Below are 15,802 nucleotides of genomic sequence, written 5' to 3'. Positions count from 1 at the left end.
GGCAGTAAAGCGCTGATTCTCGGCCCTTGCCGGGCTTTGCACAAAAGGATAAAAAAGATCGCTGGCATGATTAAAACTCATGCAGGGCAACTATTTGCTAAGGTGCAGGACTCATCCCCGGAGCTTTTCTCATGTCCCGTCGTCTTCCTCCCCTGTATGCGCTGCGGGCATTCGAAGCGGCGGCGCGATACAGCTCGTTCACCCGGGCGGCGCAAGAGCTGTCGATCACCCAGAGTGCGGTCAGCAGGCATGTCCGCACCCTCGAGGAGCACTTTGCCTGTCGATTGTTCCAGCGCAGTGGTCGCAACCTGCAACTGACCGAAGCGGCGCGGTTGCTGTTGCCAGGCGTGCGCGAAGGCTTCATGGCGCTGGAGCGGGCCTGCCACACCCTTCACGGGGAGGACGGCATCCTGCGCATGAAGGCGCCCTCGACCCTGACCATGCGCTGGTTGCTGGCGCGCCTGAGTCGCTTTCGACATCTGCAGCCTGGCAATGAGGTGCAGTTGACCAGCGCCTGGATGGACGTCGACTCCGTGGACTTCAACACCGAACCCTTCGATTGCGCGGTGCTCCTGGGTAATGGGCATTTTCCAGCGGATTGGGAGGCCAGTTTCCTTTTCCCCGAGGAGTTGATTCCGGTAGGCGCGCCGAACCTGGGAAGCGATCGACCCTGGGATGCGCAACGGCTGGCCAGTGTCGAATTGCTGCACCCGACGCCCGACCGTCGGGACTGGCGCAAGTGGCTCGAGTGCATGGGGCTGTCAGATAAGGTGTCCCTCAAGGGTGGGCAGGTGTTCGATACGCTGGAGCTGGGCATGATTGCGGCGGCCCGAGGTTACGGCGTATCCATGGGTGATCTGTTGATGGTGGCCGAAGACGTGGCCCAGGGACGTTTGAGCCTGCCGTGGCCCACCGCCGTGGCCAGCGGAGAGCACTACTATCTGGTCTGGCCGAAAACCCGGCCAGGGGGTGAGCGTTTGCGTCGGCTCAGTGACTTCCTCCAGGGTGAGGTCAAGGCCATGCAATTGCCTGCGGTGAAGCGCCTGGGCTGAATCGTTGAAGCTTGGATGGTGGCTAGTTGGCATTAATCCGTCCAACGCGCTCAAGTATTCGGCTTTGCCGCCGAATCCGTGAAGATGGAACCTTCGTTCAGAAAGGGCTTACCGATATTTCACCCCGAAAAAAAGCCGAGTGTGCGACTCGATCAGGATGATCTGGTCACTCGTCCAGGAGCCGTCATGTCTCAACCCCGTGCCCGTATCGCCTCACAGCTGGGGCTTGCCCTTGCCGTGATACTGGCGGTCGTAATTTCCGGCAGTACTGTATTTGCCTTGCGTTCGCTGGATACAGCCAACCTCGCCACCCGTGAAGAGCATCTGGCCAGTGAAGCGCGTCTTCTAGCCGATCAACTCAGCACTTTCCATGGCACCCTGAGGGAAAGCACCCAGCGGTTGGCCGGCCTGTTCGAAAAACGTTTCAGCGCCGGCCTGAGCGTGCATCCCGACCAGCCAGTCGCAGTGGCGGGCGTGCAGCTCCCGAGCCTGAACCTGGGCAATGCGGTGCTGAACAACGATTTCACCGAAGTCGATGAGTTCAAGCAGATGACTGCCGGCACCGCCACGGTGTTCGTGCGCAACGGTGACGATTTCGTCCGCGTCAGCACCTCGGTCACCAAGCAGGACGGCACGCGAGCCATCGGTACCGTGCTCGACCATGCCAGCCCGGCCTATGCCCGCCTGATGGGTGGGCAAAGCTACATCGGTCGCACCCTGCTGTTCGGGCGCTACTACATGACCCAGTACAGCCCGGTTCGTGACAGCGGCGGCAAGATCATTGCCGCACTGTACGTAGGATTCGATTACACCGACGCGCAAAACGCGCAATTCGAGAATCTCAAGCGCTTCCGCATTGGCCAGACCGGTTCGCTTGCCCTGTTGGACGAGCAAAACAAATGGCTGGTGCCGCCTGCCGGCGTGCAGGCCCTGGACCAGGCGAGCACGACGATCCAGAAGCTGGTCAAGACGCCGGGCAAGGGTGAGTTCTGGAGCGATAGCGCCGAGACGTTCTACAGCGTTGCCGTGCCGTTCGAAGGCGGGCCCTGGGCCGTCGTGGCGAGCATGCCGAAAACCGAGATCAACGCGGTGACCTGGAGCGTGGGCACCCAGTTGGCCATCGGCAGCCTGCTGGCGATGCTGCTGGCCGTTGGTGCGGCGGTATGGCTGCTGCGCAGCAAGCTGGCGCCGCTGGGGGATCTGGTACGCCAGGCGGAAGCCTTGGGAGCCGGTGATCTGAGCGTGCGCTTGAACGTATCGAGCCACGACGAAATCGGTCAGCTATCCCGGGCTTTCAATCAGATGAGCCAGGCCCTGTCGACCATGGTCGAGCACATCCGCAAGGCCTCCCATGAAGTCAACAGCCGCGCCCAGGCCCTGTCCGGTCTGTCCAGCGGTGCGTATGAGGGTATGGAGCAGCAGTCGGGCGAGATCACCAGCATGGCCGGTGCGGTGGAGGAGTTCAGTGCAACGTCGGCGAACATTGCCGACAACATGGGCAATACCCAGCGCCTGGCCCAGGAAAACGCGCAACAGACCCAGATCGGTCGTACCTCGATGGACGAAGCGTCGTCCTCCCTGGAGCAGATTGCCGGGGCGCTCAACAGCACCGCCACGGTCATCAATACCCTGGGCCAGCGCTCCCAGGAAATCGGCGGCATCGTGGGCGTGATCACGTCCATCGCCGAGCAGACCAACCTGCTTGCCCTGAACGCCGCCATCGAAGCGGCTCGTGCGGGTGAGCAGGGCCGCGGTTTCGCGGTGGTGGCCGACGAAGTCCGTAGCCTGGCGTCTCGTACTCGTCAGGCCACTGATGAAATCTCCAGCATGATCACCAGCATCCAGCAGGAAACCGGCAACGCTATCAGCACCATGGAGCAGGGCAACCTGCTGATGCAGGAAGGCCTGTCGCGCAACGCCAATGTGGCCTCGGCGCTGGCGCGCATCGACGAGCAGAGTCGCTCCGCCGGCCAGCAATTCGCGGCCATCACCACCGCCACCCAGGAGCAGAGCAGCACCGCGACCTTGCTCAGCAGCAACCTGCAGAGCATTGCCATGGCCAACAGCGAACAGCGTGAAGTGGTCTCTAACCTGGCGATCACCGCCAAGGAACTGGAAAAGCTGGCCCAGGACCTGCGTCAGGAAGTTGATCGGTTTCGCTGAGGCTTAGCCGAACGCCCCCCATTCCTGTGGAAGCAGGCCAGCTTCCACAGGAATTGCCGTGTACGCCGATCTTTGCATCCCCGATCAGCGAACCACCCCCCGCGTTAGCGTTGATCGTTGGCACCCGTTGTTCCGTCGTCCTTGCGGGTAAGCCCGCTGCTGCCCCCGCCCCCTCTTTTCCATCGCCTCGTTTTTGATCGATTGCGGTTTTTCGTCTTGCTGAAACGTTTCTCCAAGACTATAAAACCCGCACAACTCCAAAAAAGAAGGCCATCTCCATGACTCCGCTCCGACTTATCATTGCCCTTGGCGCCTTGGGCGCTGCCTCCCAGGCCATGGCCTGGGACTATGTCCTGCTGGACACCGACAAAGCCGCCCAACCCTGGCAGATCACCAGCCAGCAGCTGGGCGTCAAGACCGACAAGCCATTTTCCGTCACCCTGCGCACACTGCACGGTGGGCGGCAGGAGGGTGTCAGCGTCGTCGACATCGACAATGGCACCCTGAAACTCTCCGTGGTCCCGACCCGGGGCATGAATGTGTTGCAGGCCTCGGTGGGGAATGTGCGCATGGGCTGGGATTCGCCGGTCAAGGAAGTCGTCAACCCGGCTTTCATCGAGCTCAACGGCCGAGGCGGACTGGGATGGCTCGAAGGGTTCAACGAACTGGTGACGCGTTGTGGCTACGAATGGGTGGGCCACCCTGGCATGGATAACGGCGAGTTGCTGACCCTCCACGGTCGCGCCGCCAACATCCCGGCCAACAAGGTCACCCTGCATATCGATGAAAAGCCGCCGTACGCGATCACCCTGCGGGGCGAGCTGAAGGAACAGGCCTTCAAGAAGGTGGATTTCTCGGTGCAGACCGAATTGGTCACCGAACCTGGCAGCGTGACCTTTTCGCTCAACGATACCCTGACCAACAATGGCGATTATCCCAAGGAGTACCAGGCGCTTTATCACAGCAATTTCAGCACGCCGTTCCTCGAGCAGGGTGCCCGCTTCGCTGCGCCGGTCAAGCAGGTCTCGCCGTTCAACGACAAGGCCAAGGGCGACCTGGCCGACTGGCAAACCTACCGGGGGCCTACCAGGGACTACGACGAAACTGTCTATAACGTCGTGCCCTATGCCGATGCCAAGGGCGACACGCTTACCGTCCTCCATAACAGGGCCGGTAACCTTGGCGTATCGGTGGGTTTCAACACCGCGACGCTCCCGGTGTTTTCCCTGTGGAAAAACACCGATACCCAAGGCCAGGGGTACGTGACCGGATTGGAGCCGGGTACCAGTTTTTCCTATAACCGTCGCTACCAGAGGCCGTTGGGCCTGGTGCCTGTCATCGGCCCGAAAGAGCACCGCCAGTTCATGATCCACTACAGCCTGCTGGCGGATAAGGGCGCTGTGGACAAGGCGCTCAAGCATATCGACTCGATCCAGAACGGCCAGAAAACCGAGGTGCGGGAAATGCCCCTGGTCGACCTGAGCAAGCCATGAAGCGGTCAGGCGGAGGGTCGATACTGCAACGCCTCGGCCAGATGATCCCGGCTGATGCGGCCCTTTTGCTCGAGGTCCGCCAGTGTCCTGGCGACCTTGAGCAGGCGATGGGCAGCGCGTAGGGACAGGGACAGTCGTTCGCACGCCGTTTCCAGCCATGTCTCGTCGGCCGGGGATAACGTGCAATGTCGCCGCAGGCCTGGCAGGTCGAGGAAAGCGTTGGCGCAGCCCTGGCGTCTTTGCTGGCGTTCACGGGCTTCGGCCACTTGCTCGGAAACGGTGGCCGTATCCTCGCCCGGTTCACCCTTGGGATTCAGTGCCGTGGCTTCCCGGGCGACGGTCAGGTGCAGGTCGATGCGATCCAGCAAGGGGCCGGAAAGCTTGTTGCGGTAGCGCTGCACCATGTCCGGCGTGCAGGAACAGCGCCCGGTGGGCTCCCCCAGATAACCGCAGGGACAGGGGTTCATCGCCGCCACCAGCTGGAAACGCGCTGGAAATCGCACACGGTCACGGGCGCGTGAGACGACGATATGCCCTGATTCCAACGGCTCCCTCAGGACCTCCAATACCTTGCGGTCGAACTCCGGCAGTTCGTCGAGAAACAGTACGCCATGGTGGGCCAGGGTGATTTCCCCCGGCTGCGGCTTGGACCCGCCGCCGACCAGTGCCGGACCGGACGCCGAATGATGGGGCTGGCGAAACGGCCGCTGCGGCCAGTGGCTCAACGGCACGCAACTGGCGACCGACTGAATCGCCGCGACCTCCAGGGCCTCGCACTCGGCCAGGGGCGGCAGCAGCCCTGGCAGGCGGCTCGCCAGCAACGTCTTGCCGGTGCCCGGTGGCCCGCTGAGCAACAGGTTATGGGCACCGGCGGCGGCAATCAGCAAGGCACGCTTGGCCCCGACCTGGCCTTGCACTTCGTTGAGGTCGGGGTATGGCTTGCTGGCGGCGAGCAGCCCGTTGGACACGAAGGCCTCGACCGGGGTGTGGCCGTTGAAGTGCGCCACCGCTTCGAGCAGGTGGTCGACGGCGATCACCTTCAGGCCCGACGCCAGGCAGGCTTCCTCGGCATTGGCCCGTGGAACCAGCAGCGTCCGCCCCGCCTGGCGTGCCGCCAGCGCTGCGGGCAAAACCCCGCGCACCGGGCGCACCGCGCCGGACAAGGCCAGCTCACCGAGGCATTCCACATCTTCCAGGGCCAGGGTCGGCACCTGCACGCTGGCGGCCAGGATACCCAGGGCAATCGCCAGGTCGAACCGCCCGCCATCCTTGGGCAGGTCGGCCGGCGCCAGGTTCAAGGTGATGCGTCGGGCCGGAAAGTTCAGCCCCGAATTGATGATCGCGCTGCGCACCCGGTCCTTGCTTTCCTTCACCGCGGCCTCGGGCAGACCGACCATCGTCAGCGACGGCAAGCCGTTGGCCAGGTGAACCTCTACGGTAACGGCGGGAGCCTGCACCCCTACCTGGGCGCGGCTATGGATGATGGCGAGCGACATGAATCGTTCCTTGAGTGAATAAGGGCCGCGTCCTGCGGTTCCTGAAGGGTAGTCGTGACAGAGTGCGTCGGAGCGGCAATTGCAGCGCAAATTTTCGCAGAATGTTGCCGAAGGCCCGGGCGGTCCTGAGCGTCCCGGGCCTCTGCTAGACTGCATTTGATCGGCATCTGTCGGTTCAAAGGCACAGGGAGGACGCGGCCATGGACGATCTGCTGGCGCTGTTGACCGACAAACGCTTCATGCCCCATGGGCACTGCTACATGTGGCGCCCGGACCTGCTCTGGACCAATGTGATCGCCGATAGCCTCATTGCCCTGTCATACGTCACCATCCCCTTCACCCTCATCTACTTTATCCACAAGCGCAAGGACGTGCCGTTCGACTGGATGCTGGCGGCCTTCGGCGTCTTCATCCTGGCCTGTGGCACCAGCCACCTGATCGAAATCCTGACGATCTGGCAACCCTACTACTGGTTGTCGGCGCTGATTAAGGTGGTCACGGCGATTGCCTCGGTGATCACTGCCATTCTCCTGGTCCGGCTGGTGCCCGCTGCGCTGAGGATCCCCAGTCCGCAGCAGTTGGCCAGGGTCAACGATGAACTGCGCGAGGCGCAGGCCGAGCTGGTCACCACGGCGCGTCGGGCCGGCATGGCGGAAATCGCGACGAATGTGCTGCACAACGTGGGCAATGTGCTCAACAGCGTCAACGTGTCGGCCCAGGTCCTGTACGACAAGGTGCACGCATCGAAGGCGGTGGGGGTGGCCAAGGTCGTTCAACTGATGAGAGAGCATTCGGACAACCTGGGGGATTTCATCAGCCGCGATCCGAAAGGCCGCGCGCTGCCGGAATACCTTGGCATGCTGGCCGAATCGCTGGCGACCGAGCGCGAGAGCATGATCAAGGAGCTGGCCCTGCTCACCAGGAGCATCGACCACATCAAGGAGATCGTCGCCACCCAGCAGTCCTATGCCGGCAATTCCAGCGTGCTGGAGCCAGGTTCACTGAAAGAGCTGATGGAGGACGTGGTCCGCATCTGCCATGGATCCCTGGCTCGCCATGACGTGACGCTGGTCCAGGAGCTCGACGACATACCGCTGATGGCACTGGATAAGCACAAGGTGCTGCAGATACTGATCAACCTGATCAACAACGCCCGGCAGGCGCTCGAGTCGGTGACGGACCGCCCGTCACGGATCGTCCTTCGCCTGAAAGCCGTGGGTGATCAGCGGGCACGTATCGAAGTCGAGGACAACGGCGAAGGCATTGCCATGGGCAATATCGCCCATGTCTTCGAGCATGGCTTCACGACACGGGCCGACGGCCACGGTTTTGGCCTGCACAGCTGCATCCTGGCCGCGCACGAGATGGGCGGTGACCTGGCGGTGCAGAGCGCCGGTCCGGGGCAGGGGGCGCTCTTCATCCTGGAGTTGCCGATGGTGACGCTGTCGGAGCAGGCTCGGCAGGTGCTCAGTGGCTGAACGGCGAAAAGCCGATCGGGCCTGTGCCCCTTGATGCGTCTTCGTTACTCGGCCGCCGAGCCCAGCCTGGCTTCCAACTCCGCCACCTTCGCCTCCAGGCTCTCGAGGCGCGCGCGCGTGCGGGCCAGCACGACCATCTGGCTGTCGAATTCTTCCCGGCTCACCAGGTCCAGCTTGCTGAAGCCACTTTGAAGCAGGGCCTTGAGCTGGCTTTCGATTTCACTCCTGGGCAGGGGCGTGTCGCCACTCAGGAGGCGGGAGGCGTGGCCGCTCAGGGCGTCGAGGAGGTCTTTTGGCGCAAGCATGGCAGGTGTCCTGGAAACGATGACGGGCAGTGTATCACGCAGTGTCTATAGTCAATCCGCAAGCCCGGGATGCACGCTTTTCGCGCATGGGGGCGGGCGCTGTCGCACCGTTGTTGTGCGTATCGCTGCGGTTCGTGGCGTCATGCGGGCTGGCTGTGCAGGTAAGAGACTGAAATCAGAGGGTTTGGGCACAGATGGCAAGGTTTCTGCTTAGAGGCTGGTGACCCATGCACTGATGCAGTCGTTGTGACGAATGCAGTGCAGCGGACGGAGCGGGGAGCTCCGTCAGGAACGGTTAACTGGCGCTGGTCGGGCAACTTGGGCCGACGACGCGTTACAAAGCCAGGCACTGCGCTTAGACTTGAGTCGGGTTTGTTTTCCTGGGGCAAGTCCACCAATTCGGGAGAGAGTTTCATGAAGCTAGTCACTGCCATCATCAAGCCGTTCAAGTTGGACGACGTGCGCGAGTCGCTGTCCGAAATCGGCGTGCAGGGCATCACCGTTACCGAGGTCAAAGGCTTCGGCCGGCAGAAAGGCCACACCGAGCTGTATCGCGGCGCGGAATACGTGGTCGACTTCCTGCCCAAGGTGAAGATCGACGTCGCCATCGACGACAAGGATCTTGACCGGGTCATCGAGGCCATTACCAAGGCTGCCAACACCGGCAAGATTGGTGACGGAAAGATCTTTGTGGTCAATCTGGAACAGGCTATCCGCATCCGTACCGGCGAAACCGATACCGACGCCATCTAAGCCGCCAAACCCAACGCCCCAGGAGAAAACAATATGACTCTGCGTAAATTCGCAGGGCTAGGAGCCCTGTTGTCCTTCGTAATGCCTGGCCTGGCCATGGCGGAAGAAGCGGCAGCCCCCGTACTGAATTCCGGCGACACCGCCTGGATGCTGACTGCCACGATTCTCGTGCTGTTCATGACCATTCCCGGTCTGGCGCTGTTCTATGGCGGCATGGTCCGGTCGAAAAACATTCTTTCCGTGATGATGCAGTGCTTTGCCATTACCGGTCTGATCAGCATCCTGTGGGTCATCTATGGCTACAGCATCGCGTTCGACACCACCGGCATGGAGCAGGGCGTCGTCAACTTCAACTCCTTCGTCGGCGGCCTGGGCAAGGCGTTCCTGGCAGGCGTCACCCCGGCCAGCCTGACCGGTCCGGCGGCGCTGTTTCCCGAAGCGGTGTTCATCACCTTCCAGATGACGTTCGCCATCATCACTCCGGCCCTGATCGTCGGCGCCTTCGCCGAGCGGATGAAGTTCTCCGCCATGCTGATCTTCATGGGCGTGTGGTTCACCCTGGTGTATGCACCGATCGCACACATGGTCTGGTCCGGCAACGGTGGCCTGATGTGGGACTGGGGCGTGCTGGACTTCGCCGGTGGCACCGTGGTGCACATCAACGCCGGTATCGCGGGCCTGGTGGCGTGCCTGGTACTGGGCAAGCGCAAGGGCTTCCCCACCACGCCGATGGCGCCGCATAACCTGGGTTACACCCTGATGGGTGCCGCCATGCTGTGGGTCGGCTGGTTCGGCTTCAACGCCGGTTCCGCCGTCGCCGCCAACGGCACCGCCGGCATGGCCATGCTGGTGACTCAGATCGCTACCGCCGCCGCGGCGCTGGGCTGGATGTTCGCCGAGTGGATCACCCACGGCAAGCCAAGCGCACTGGGCATTGCCTCGGGCGTGGTGGCGGGTCTGGTCGCGATCACTCCGGCAGCCGGTACCGTGGGCCCGATGGGCGCCCTGGTCATCGGCCTGGCGGCAGGCGTGGTGTGCTTCTTCTGTGCAACCACCCTCAAGCGCAAGCTCGGCTACGACGACTCCCTGGATGCCTTCGGCGTGCATGGTATCGGCGGTATTCTCGGTGCGATCCTCACTGGCGTGTTCGCTGCGCCGGCCCTGGGCGGCTTCGGCACCGTCACCGATATCGGTGCGCAAGTGTGGATCCAGATCAAGGGCGTGGGTTTCACCGTGATCTACACCGCGATCGTCACCTTCATCATCCTCAAGGTTCTGGATGCGGTCATGGGGCTGCGTGTCTCCGAGGAAGAAGAGGCTGTCGGCCTGGATCTGGCCCAGCACAACGAGCGTGGCTACAACCTGTAAGCGCACGCAAAAAAATATGCCCGGCTTGCCGGGCATTTTTTTGTCTGGAATTTGTCATTGCTCAAGGAAGGGGCCGTTTTCCAGGCGCTTTTTGCCATGCAGGCGACAGGACTTTTCTACCGTCAAAGGCTTACATCGAAGGAGGAATATTAGGCTCTTTGTTTTTTCCCAGAGCGCGCTAGAATGCGCGCCGAACGTGCGGAGAACTGTATGTGGCAACAGACGCTGATTACCCTGCGGGCAAGGCCCCGGGGCTTTCACCTGGTGACGGACGAGTTGCTCGCCGGCCTGCCTGAACTCAGGGCGTGTCGTGTCGGTCTGTTGCATCTGTGGCTGCAGCACACCTCGGCCTCGTTGACCATCAACGAGAACGCCGATCCGGCGGTACGTCGAGACTTCGAACGATTTTTCAATCGGCTGATCCCACAAGGAAATGCCGACTATGAGCACAACGACGAAGGCCTGGACGACCTCCCGGCGCACTTCAAGGCCAGTGTGCTGGGATGTCAGCTCAGCCTGCCGGTAACGGACGGGCGACTGGCACTGGGCACCTGGCAAGGTGTTTATCTGGGCGAGCACCGTGATCATGGCGGTGCCCGTAAAGTCCTCGCCACCTTGTACGGTGAAGGGGCATGACCGCCGATTGCCGGTGGATGTTGAATTTTTTCTGGCAGCCTTCGACAGATGGCGAAGCTGGGCTATAACTAATCTGCTTTTCGCAAGTCATGAGGTAGAACATGAGCGACGATGATCTGGAAAACGACGACCTCGAAGTAGGTGACGAAGACGAGGCCGAAGACGGTCTGGAAGCGGCGGCTGAAGATGTGGCCGACGATGATGTTGCCGATGTCCCGGCGCCTGCCAAGGGCAAGGCCAAGGCAGCAGTATCGATCGACGAGTTGCCGAGCGTAGAGGCCAAGAACAAGGAGCGTGATGCGCTCGCCAAGGCCATGGAAGAATTCCTGGCCAGGGGCGGAAAGGTGCAGGAAGTGGAGGCCAATGTGGTCGCCGATCCGCCCAAGAAGCCCGACAACAAGTACGGCAGCCGTCCTATCTGAGCTTCTGCTTCTTGCTTGCCGAAAAAGCCCGCCGTCGTCGCGGGCTTTTTCATGGGCGCTATTGTATTTCCCGAATCAGGCGCAGTTCCTGTGTAGCGAGCTGCTCACGATAGCGGTGGCTCTGCTGGCATTGATGTTGGCTATGCCACCGCCTTCGCGAGCCAGCTCGCTCCCACGGAGGGGGAGGGTTCTGGCGACTGTGAAGCAGCGTTCAGCGCTGGCTATGCCAGCCCGCCAGCAGGCTTGGCAGTTCGGTCAGGCTGCGGATTTCGGCGTCCGGCGCATGCTCTGCATCCCAGGTCTTGCCCGCCGGGTTGAACCACACTGCGCGCAGGCCAGCCTGTTGCGCGCCGGCGATATCGTCGCCCGGGTGGTCGCCGATGTGCACGGCGGTCTGCGCAGTGGCGCCACCGCGTTGCAGGGCCTCGTAAAAGAGCCGGGCGTCAGGCTTGGCGATGCCGATGTCTTCGGCACACAGGGCGAACTTGAAGTAATCGGCCAGCCCAAGGCGGCGTACATCGGCGTTGCCGTTGGTGACCACGCCCAGGGCGAAGTGGTTGGCCAGGATCTCCAGGGTCGGTTGCACCTCGGGGAACACCTCCAGTTGATGGCGGGCGTGCAGGAAGGTCTCGAAGGCCTGGTCTGCCAGCTCGGAGGCTTGCCACTGGTCATAGCCGGCTTCTTGCAGCGCACGGAACAGCACGCGCCTGCGCAATGCACTGATGCGGTGTTTCAGGCCCGGTTCTTCGCGCAACACCTGTTCGCGGATCGTCCAGAGATGCTCCACCGGTACACCGCCCAGATTCGGTGCGTTATCGGCCAGCCATTGGCGTAAGACGGCTTCGGCGCTGGCGATCACCGGGGCGGTGTCCCACAGGGTGTCGTCCAGGTCGAAAGTGATCAGCTCGATGGTCATGATTCGTCGCCCTTGATGCGTTTGGCCCTGGGATGGGCACTGTCATAGACCGTCGCCAGGTGCTGGAAGTCCAGGTGGGTGTAGATCTGGGTGGTCTTGATGTCCGAATGGCCTAGCAGCTCCTGGACAGCGCGAAGGTCCTGGGATGACTCCAGGACATGGCTGGCGAAGGAGTGCCTGAGCATGTGCGGATGCAGATTCTGCCCCAGTTCACGTTCGCCGGCTGCCTTGACCCGCAGCTGGATCGCCCTGGGGCCGAGGCGGCGGCCCTGCTGGCTGACGAAAACGGCATCATCGGCGGGGTTGGCCAGTGCCCGTAGCGGCAGCCACAGCTCCAGGGCTTCCCGGGCCTTGCGGCCGATGGGCAGCAGGCGAGTCTTGCTGCCCTTGCCCAGCACCTGGACCATGCCGTCGGCCAGGTCCAGTTGATCGAGATTCAGCCCCGTCAGCTCCGATAGCCGCAGGCCGGAAGAATAGAACAGCTCGAGGATCGCCTGGTCCCGTCGTGCCAGGAAGTCATCCTCGACCGCTCCTTCGAGCAGTTGCAGGGCCCTGTCGGTGTCGAGGGTCTTGGGCAACCGGCGTTCGCCCTTGGGGGGCGCCAGGCCGGTGGCCGGGTCGTGATCGCACAGGCCTTCGCGATTGAGGTAGTGATACAGGCCGCGCACCGCTGACAGCAGGCGGGCCAGGCTGCGGGAGGATTGGCCCTGTTGGTGCAGGCGGGCGACCAGGCTGCGCAGGCGCTGGATGTCCAGTGCCGACCAACTGCCGACGTTCTGTTTCTGACACCAGCCCAGCACTTTTGCAAGGTCGCGACGGTAGGCTGCCAGCGTATGGGGCGACACCTGGCGCTCACTGCGCAGGTGCTCGCAGTAGGCGTCCAGCTGCCGCTCCATCATCAGCGTACCGAGCGCAGCGAGCCGGTGAACCGTGGCAGCAGCCGGCCGGTGACCTCGGCGATGTAGCTGAGGAACAGCGTGCCCACCGAGCTCTTGTAGTGCTGGGGATCGCGACTGGCGATGGCCAGAACGCCATGCACGCCCTGATGGGCAATGGCGACAACGGCGGTGGAGCCGATCTGCTTGCGCTGTTCTTCGCCGAACAGGAAGTCCAGCTCGTGTTCGCGCAGGCTGCCGCTGACGCTCTTGTTTTCAGTCAGCAAGCCACCGATGGCCGTCTGTGCGTCGGCGTGGGTCACCCAGCGACCCACCGGCATGGCGTTGTCGCTGAACAGGATGAGGCTGACAAAAGGCACCTGGAAGTCCTGGCGTAGGCTGTCTTCGACACTCATCACCAGGTCTTCGAGGGTGTTGGCGTCCATCAAGGCCAGGATCAGGCGACGGGTCTTGTCGAAGAGCCGGTCGTTGTCCCGAGCGACGTCCATCAGGTGCGAGAGACGATGGCGCATCTCGATATTGCGTTCGCGCAGGATCTTCATCTGGTGCTCCACCAGCGACACCGTATCGCCGCGTCGGTGGGGGATGCGCATCACTGAAAGCAAGTCTTCACGCTCGACGAAGTAGTCCGGGTGAGCCTCCAGATAAGCGGCCACCGCCGCGGCATCCGGAAACTGGCCAGGGGATTCGTCGGGCTGCGAGGCTGGAACCTGTGGCTTGTCGGTCATGGGTTTGGCTCATTCAAAGACGAACTTGTCCTTCGTATACGCGAACTGCCGGGCCGGTCATCATCACCGGTTGGCCGGGGCCTGCCCATTCGATGGACAGGCGCCCGCCCGGCAGGTCGATCAGCAGGGGCGAATCCATCCATCCCTGGCTGATCGCGGCGACCGCGGCGGCGCAGGCGCCGGTTCCGCAGGCCTGGGTTTCCCCGGCACCCCGTTCCCAGACGCGCAGTTGGGCGCGGTGACGGTCGATGACTTGCAGGAAACCGACGTTCACGCGCGCTGGGAAGCGCGGGTGATGCTCGATCTTCGGCCCCAGCTCATGCACCGGCGCACTGTTGATGTCGGTGACCCGGAGTACGGCATGGGGGTTGCCCATGGACACCGCGGCCAGTTCCACCGTGGCGCCATCGACTTCCAGCGGGTAGCTCAGGGCCTGGGCCGGCGCTTCGAACGGAATCTCTGACGGCTTCAGGCGCGGGGCGCCCATGTTGACGCCGATCTGGCCATCGTTGCGCACGTCCAGCTCGATGATGCCGCTCTTGGTCTCGACGCGGATCCTGCGTTTGGCGGTCAGGCGCTTGTCCAGCACGAAGCGGGCGAAGCAGCGCGCACCGTTACCGCATTGCTCCACTTCCGAGCCGTCGGCGTTGAAGATCCGATAGCGGAAATCCACATCCGGGTTGGTGGGCGCTTCGACGATCAGCAACTGGTCGAAACCGATGCCGGTGTGCCGGTCGCCCCATTGCTTGGCGTGCTTGGGCAGGATGTGCGCGTGCTGGCTGACCAGGTCGAGGACCATGAAATCGTTGCCCAGGCCGTGCATCTTGGTGAAACGCAGCAGCATGGTCTTACTCCGGCAGCAGGCTTTCGCCGGCGAACAGCTCGGCTATCGTCTCGCGGCGACGTACTTCGAATGCCTGATCACCGTCCACCAGCACCTCGGCGCAACGGCCCCGGGTGTTGTAGTTGGAACTCATGACAAACCCGTAGGCTCCGGCCGAATGCACGGCCAGCAGATCCCCTTCCTGCAATGCCAGTTCCCGGCCCTTGGCCAGGAAGTCGCCGGTTTCGCAGATCGGCCCGACGATATCGTAGCCGCGTGGGGCGGTATCGCGTGGGCGAACCGCGGACACGTCCATCCAGGCCTGGTACAGCGCCGGGCGGATCAGGTCGTTCATGGCCGCGTCGACGATGGCGAAGTCCTTGTGCTCGGTGTGCTTGAGGTATTCGACCTGGGTCAGCAGCACGCCGGCGTTGGCCACGATGTACCGGCCAGGCTCGAACATCAGTGCCAGATCGCGGCCTTCGAGGCGCTCGCGCACGGCCTTGATGTAGTCGGCCACCAAGGGCGGCTCTTCGTCGCGGTAGCGCACGCCGACACCGCCGCCCAGGTCGATATGGCGCAGGTAGATGCCGCAGTCGCCGAGGCGGTCGACCAATGCCAGCAGGCGGTCGAGGGCATCGATGAAGGGCTCCAGGGTGGTCAGCTGCGAGCCGATGTGGCAGTCGACGCCCAGCACTTCCAGGTTCGGCAGTTGGGCGGCGCGCACGTACACGTCTTCGGCGTCGGCAATGGCGATGCCGAACTTGTTTTCCTTCAGGCCGGTGGAGATGTACGGGTGGGTGCCGGCGTCGACGTCCGGGTTCACGCGCAGGGAAATCGGCGCGCGCACACCCAGTTCGGCGGCGACAAGCTGCAAGCGTTCGAGCTCGTCGGTGGATTCGATGTTGAAGCAGTGCACGCCGACTTCCAGGGCGCGGCGCATGTCTTCGCGGGTCTTGCCGACGCCGGAGAACACGATCTTGTCGGCACTGCCGCCTGCGGCCAGGACGCGTTCGAGCTCGCCACCGGAGACGATGTCGAAGCCGGCGCCCAGGCGTGCCAGGACGTTGAGCACGCCCAGGTTGGAGTTGGCCTTGACGGCGAAGCACACCAGGTGCGGCATGCCGACGAGGGCGTCGGCGAAGGTCCGGTATTGCGCTTCTATGTGGGCACGGGAATAGACATAGGTCGGCGTGCCGAAACGTTCGGCGATCGCAGACAGGGCAACCCCTTCCGCGAACAGCTCCCCGCCACGGTAGTTAAAAGCGTCCAT

15 protein-coding genes are annotated in these 15,802 nt (G+C 62.9%); 8 read left to right on the top strand and 7 right to left on the bottom strand.

What is annotated here, in order from left to right:
* Window positions 1-131: 131 nt before the first annotated feature.
* The 3 genes from AC1M7R_RS10230 (at window position 132) to AC1M7R_RS10220 (ending at window position 4,708) form a co-directional block, all read left to right on the top strand.
* Window positions 132-1,052: a LysR substrate-binding domain-containing protein gene (locus AC1M7R_RS10230; protein ID WP_072390645.1), complete on the top strand. Its 921-nt coding sequence runs from the start codon at window positions 132-134 to the stop codon at window positions 1,050-1,052.
* Between the two features lie 186 nt (window positions 1,053-1,238).
* Window positions 1,239-3,215, top strand: coding sequence for a methyl-accepting chemotaxis protein (locus tag AC1M7R_RS10225; protein WP_072390638.1), 1,977 nt, complete (start codon window positions 1,239-1,241; stop codon window positions 3,213-3,215).
* A 278-nt stretch (window positions 3,216-3,493) separates the two neighbouring features.
* Entirely contained in the window at window positions 3,494-4,708 is a 1,215-nt protein-coding gene (locus AC1M7R_RS10220; protein ID WP_072458537.1) for an aldose 1-epimerase family protein, read from the top strand.
* Window positions 4,709-4,713: 5 nt separating this feature from the next.
* Here the strand turns inward: AC1M7R_RS10220 and AC1M7R_RS10215 are convergent, their stop codons facing one another.
* On the bottom strand, window positions 4,714-6,204 hold the full coding sequence (locus AC1M7R_RS10215) for a YifB family Mg chelatase-like AAA ATPase (RefSeq protein WP_072390632.1): 1,491 nt from the start codon (window positions 6,202-6,204) through the stop codon (window positions 4,714-4,716).
* Window positions 6,205-6,404: 200 nt separating this feature from the next.
* On the opposite strand from AC1M7R_RS10215, the gene AC1M7R_RS10210 reads away from it, so the two are divergent.
* On the top strand, window positions 6,405-7,682 hold the full coding sequence (locus tag AC1M7R_RS10210; protein ID WP_072390629.1) for a sensor histidine kinase: 1,278 nt from the start codon (window positions 6,405-6,407) through the stop codon (window positions 7,680-7,682).
* A gap of 44 nt (window positions 7,683-7,726) precedes the next feature.
* On the opposite strand, the gene AC1M7R_RS10205 is transcribed toward AC1M7R_RS10210, so the two are convergent.
* Complete coding sequence (locus AC1M7R_RS10205) at window positions 7,727-7,987, bottom strand: accessory factor UbiK family protein (RefSeq protein ID WP_072390626.1); 261 nt, start codon at window positions 7,985-7,987, stop codon at window positions 7,727-7,729.
* Window positions 7,988-8,401: 414 nt separating this feature from the next.
* Between AC1M7R_RS10205 and glnK the strand changes: the two genes are divergently transcribed.
* From glnK to sutA, 4 genes are all read left to right on the top strand, one after another.
* Window positions 8,402-8,740: a P-II family nitrogen regulator gene (gene glnK / locus AC1M7R_RS10200; RefSeq protein WP_002555808.1), complete on the top strand. Its 339-nt coding sequence runs from the start codon at window positions 8,402-8,404 to the stop codon at window positions 8,738-8,740.
* 33 nt (window positions 8,741-8,773) lie between these two features.
* On the top strand, window positions 8,774-10,108 hold the full coding sequence (locus AC1M7R_RS10195; RefSeq protein WP_072390623.1) for an ammonium transporter: 1,335 nt from the start codon (window positions 8,774-8,776) through the stop codon (window positions 10,106-10,108).
* 210 nt (window positions 10,109-10,318) lie between these two features.
* A complete protein-coding gene (locus AC1M7R_RS10190; RefSeq protein WP_072390620.1) occupies window positions 10,319-10,744 on the top strand; it encodes a secondary thiamine-phosphate synthase enzyme YjbQ in 426 nt (141 codons plus the stop codon).
* 101 nt (window positions 10,745-10,845) lie between these two features.
* On the top strand, window positions 10,846-11,166 hold the full coding sequence (gene sutA, locus AC1M7R_RS10185) for a dormancy-specific transcriptional regulator SutA (RefSeq protein ID WP_072390617.1): 321 nt from the start codon (window positions 10,846-10,848) through the stop codon (window positions 11,164-11,166).
* A 211-nt stretch (window positions 11,167-11,377) separates the two neighbouring features.
* Here the strand turns inward: sutA and AC1M7R_RS10180 are convergent, their stop codons facing one another.
* The 5 genes from AC1M7R_RS10180 to lysA are packed head-to-tail and all read right to left on the bottom strand — an operon-like array spanning window position 11,378 to window position 15,802.
* Window positions 11,378-12,082 carry an HAD family hydrolase gene (locus tag AC1M7R_RS10180; RefSeq protein ID WP_072390614.1) on the bottom strand — a complete coding sequence of 235 codons (705 nt, stop codon included), beginning with the start codon at window positions 12,080-12,082 and terminating at the stop codon, window positions 11,378-11,380.
* Window positions 12,079-12,978 (bottom strand): tyrosine recombinase XerC, encoded by a 900-nt coding sequence (gene xerC, locus AC1M7R_RS10175; protein WP_072390611.1) that lies wholly within the window; start codon window positions 12,976-12,978, stop codon window positions 12,079-12,081. Before xerC ends, AC1M7R_RS10180 begins: the two co-directional genes overlap by 4 nt.
* Before the next feature lie 2 nt (window positions 12,979-12,980).
* Window positions 12,981-13,706: a DUF484 family protein gene (locus AC1M7R_RS10170; RefSeq protein ID WP_337349435.1), complete on the bottom strand. Its 726-nt coding sequence runs from the start codon at window positions 13,704-13,706 to the stop codon at window positions 12,981-12,983.
* Window positions 13,707-13,719: 13 nt separating this feature from the next.
* Window positions 13,720-14,550: a diaminopimelate epimerase gene (dapF, locus tag AC1M7R_RS10165; RefSeq protein WP_072390607.1), complete on the bottom strand. Its 831-nt coding sequence runs from the start codon at window positions 14,548-14,550 to the stop codon at window positions 13,720-13,722.
* A 4-nt stretch (window positions 14,551-14,554) separates the two neighbouring features.
* Window positions 14,555-15,802 (bottom strand): diaminopimelate decarboxylase, encoded by a 1,248-nt coding sequence (lysA, locus tag AC1M7R_RS10160; RefSeq protein ID WP_165888069.1) that lies wholly within the window; start codon window positions 15,800-15,802, stop codon window positions 14,555-14,557.

It is taken from the genome of Pseudomonas sp. MS01C9, assembly GCF_058202755.1.
This window is presented reverse-complemented; position numbering and strand designations above follow the sequence as displayed.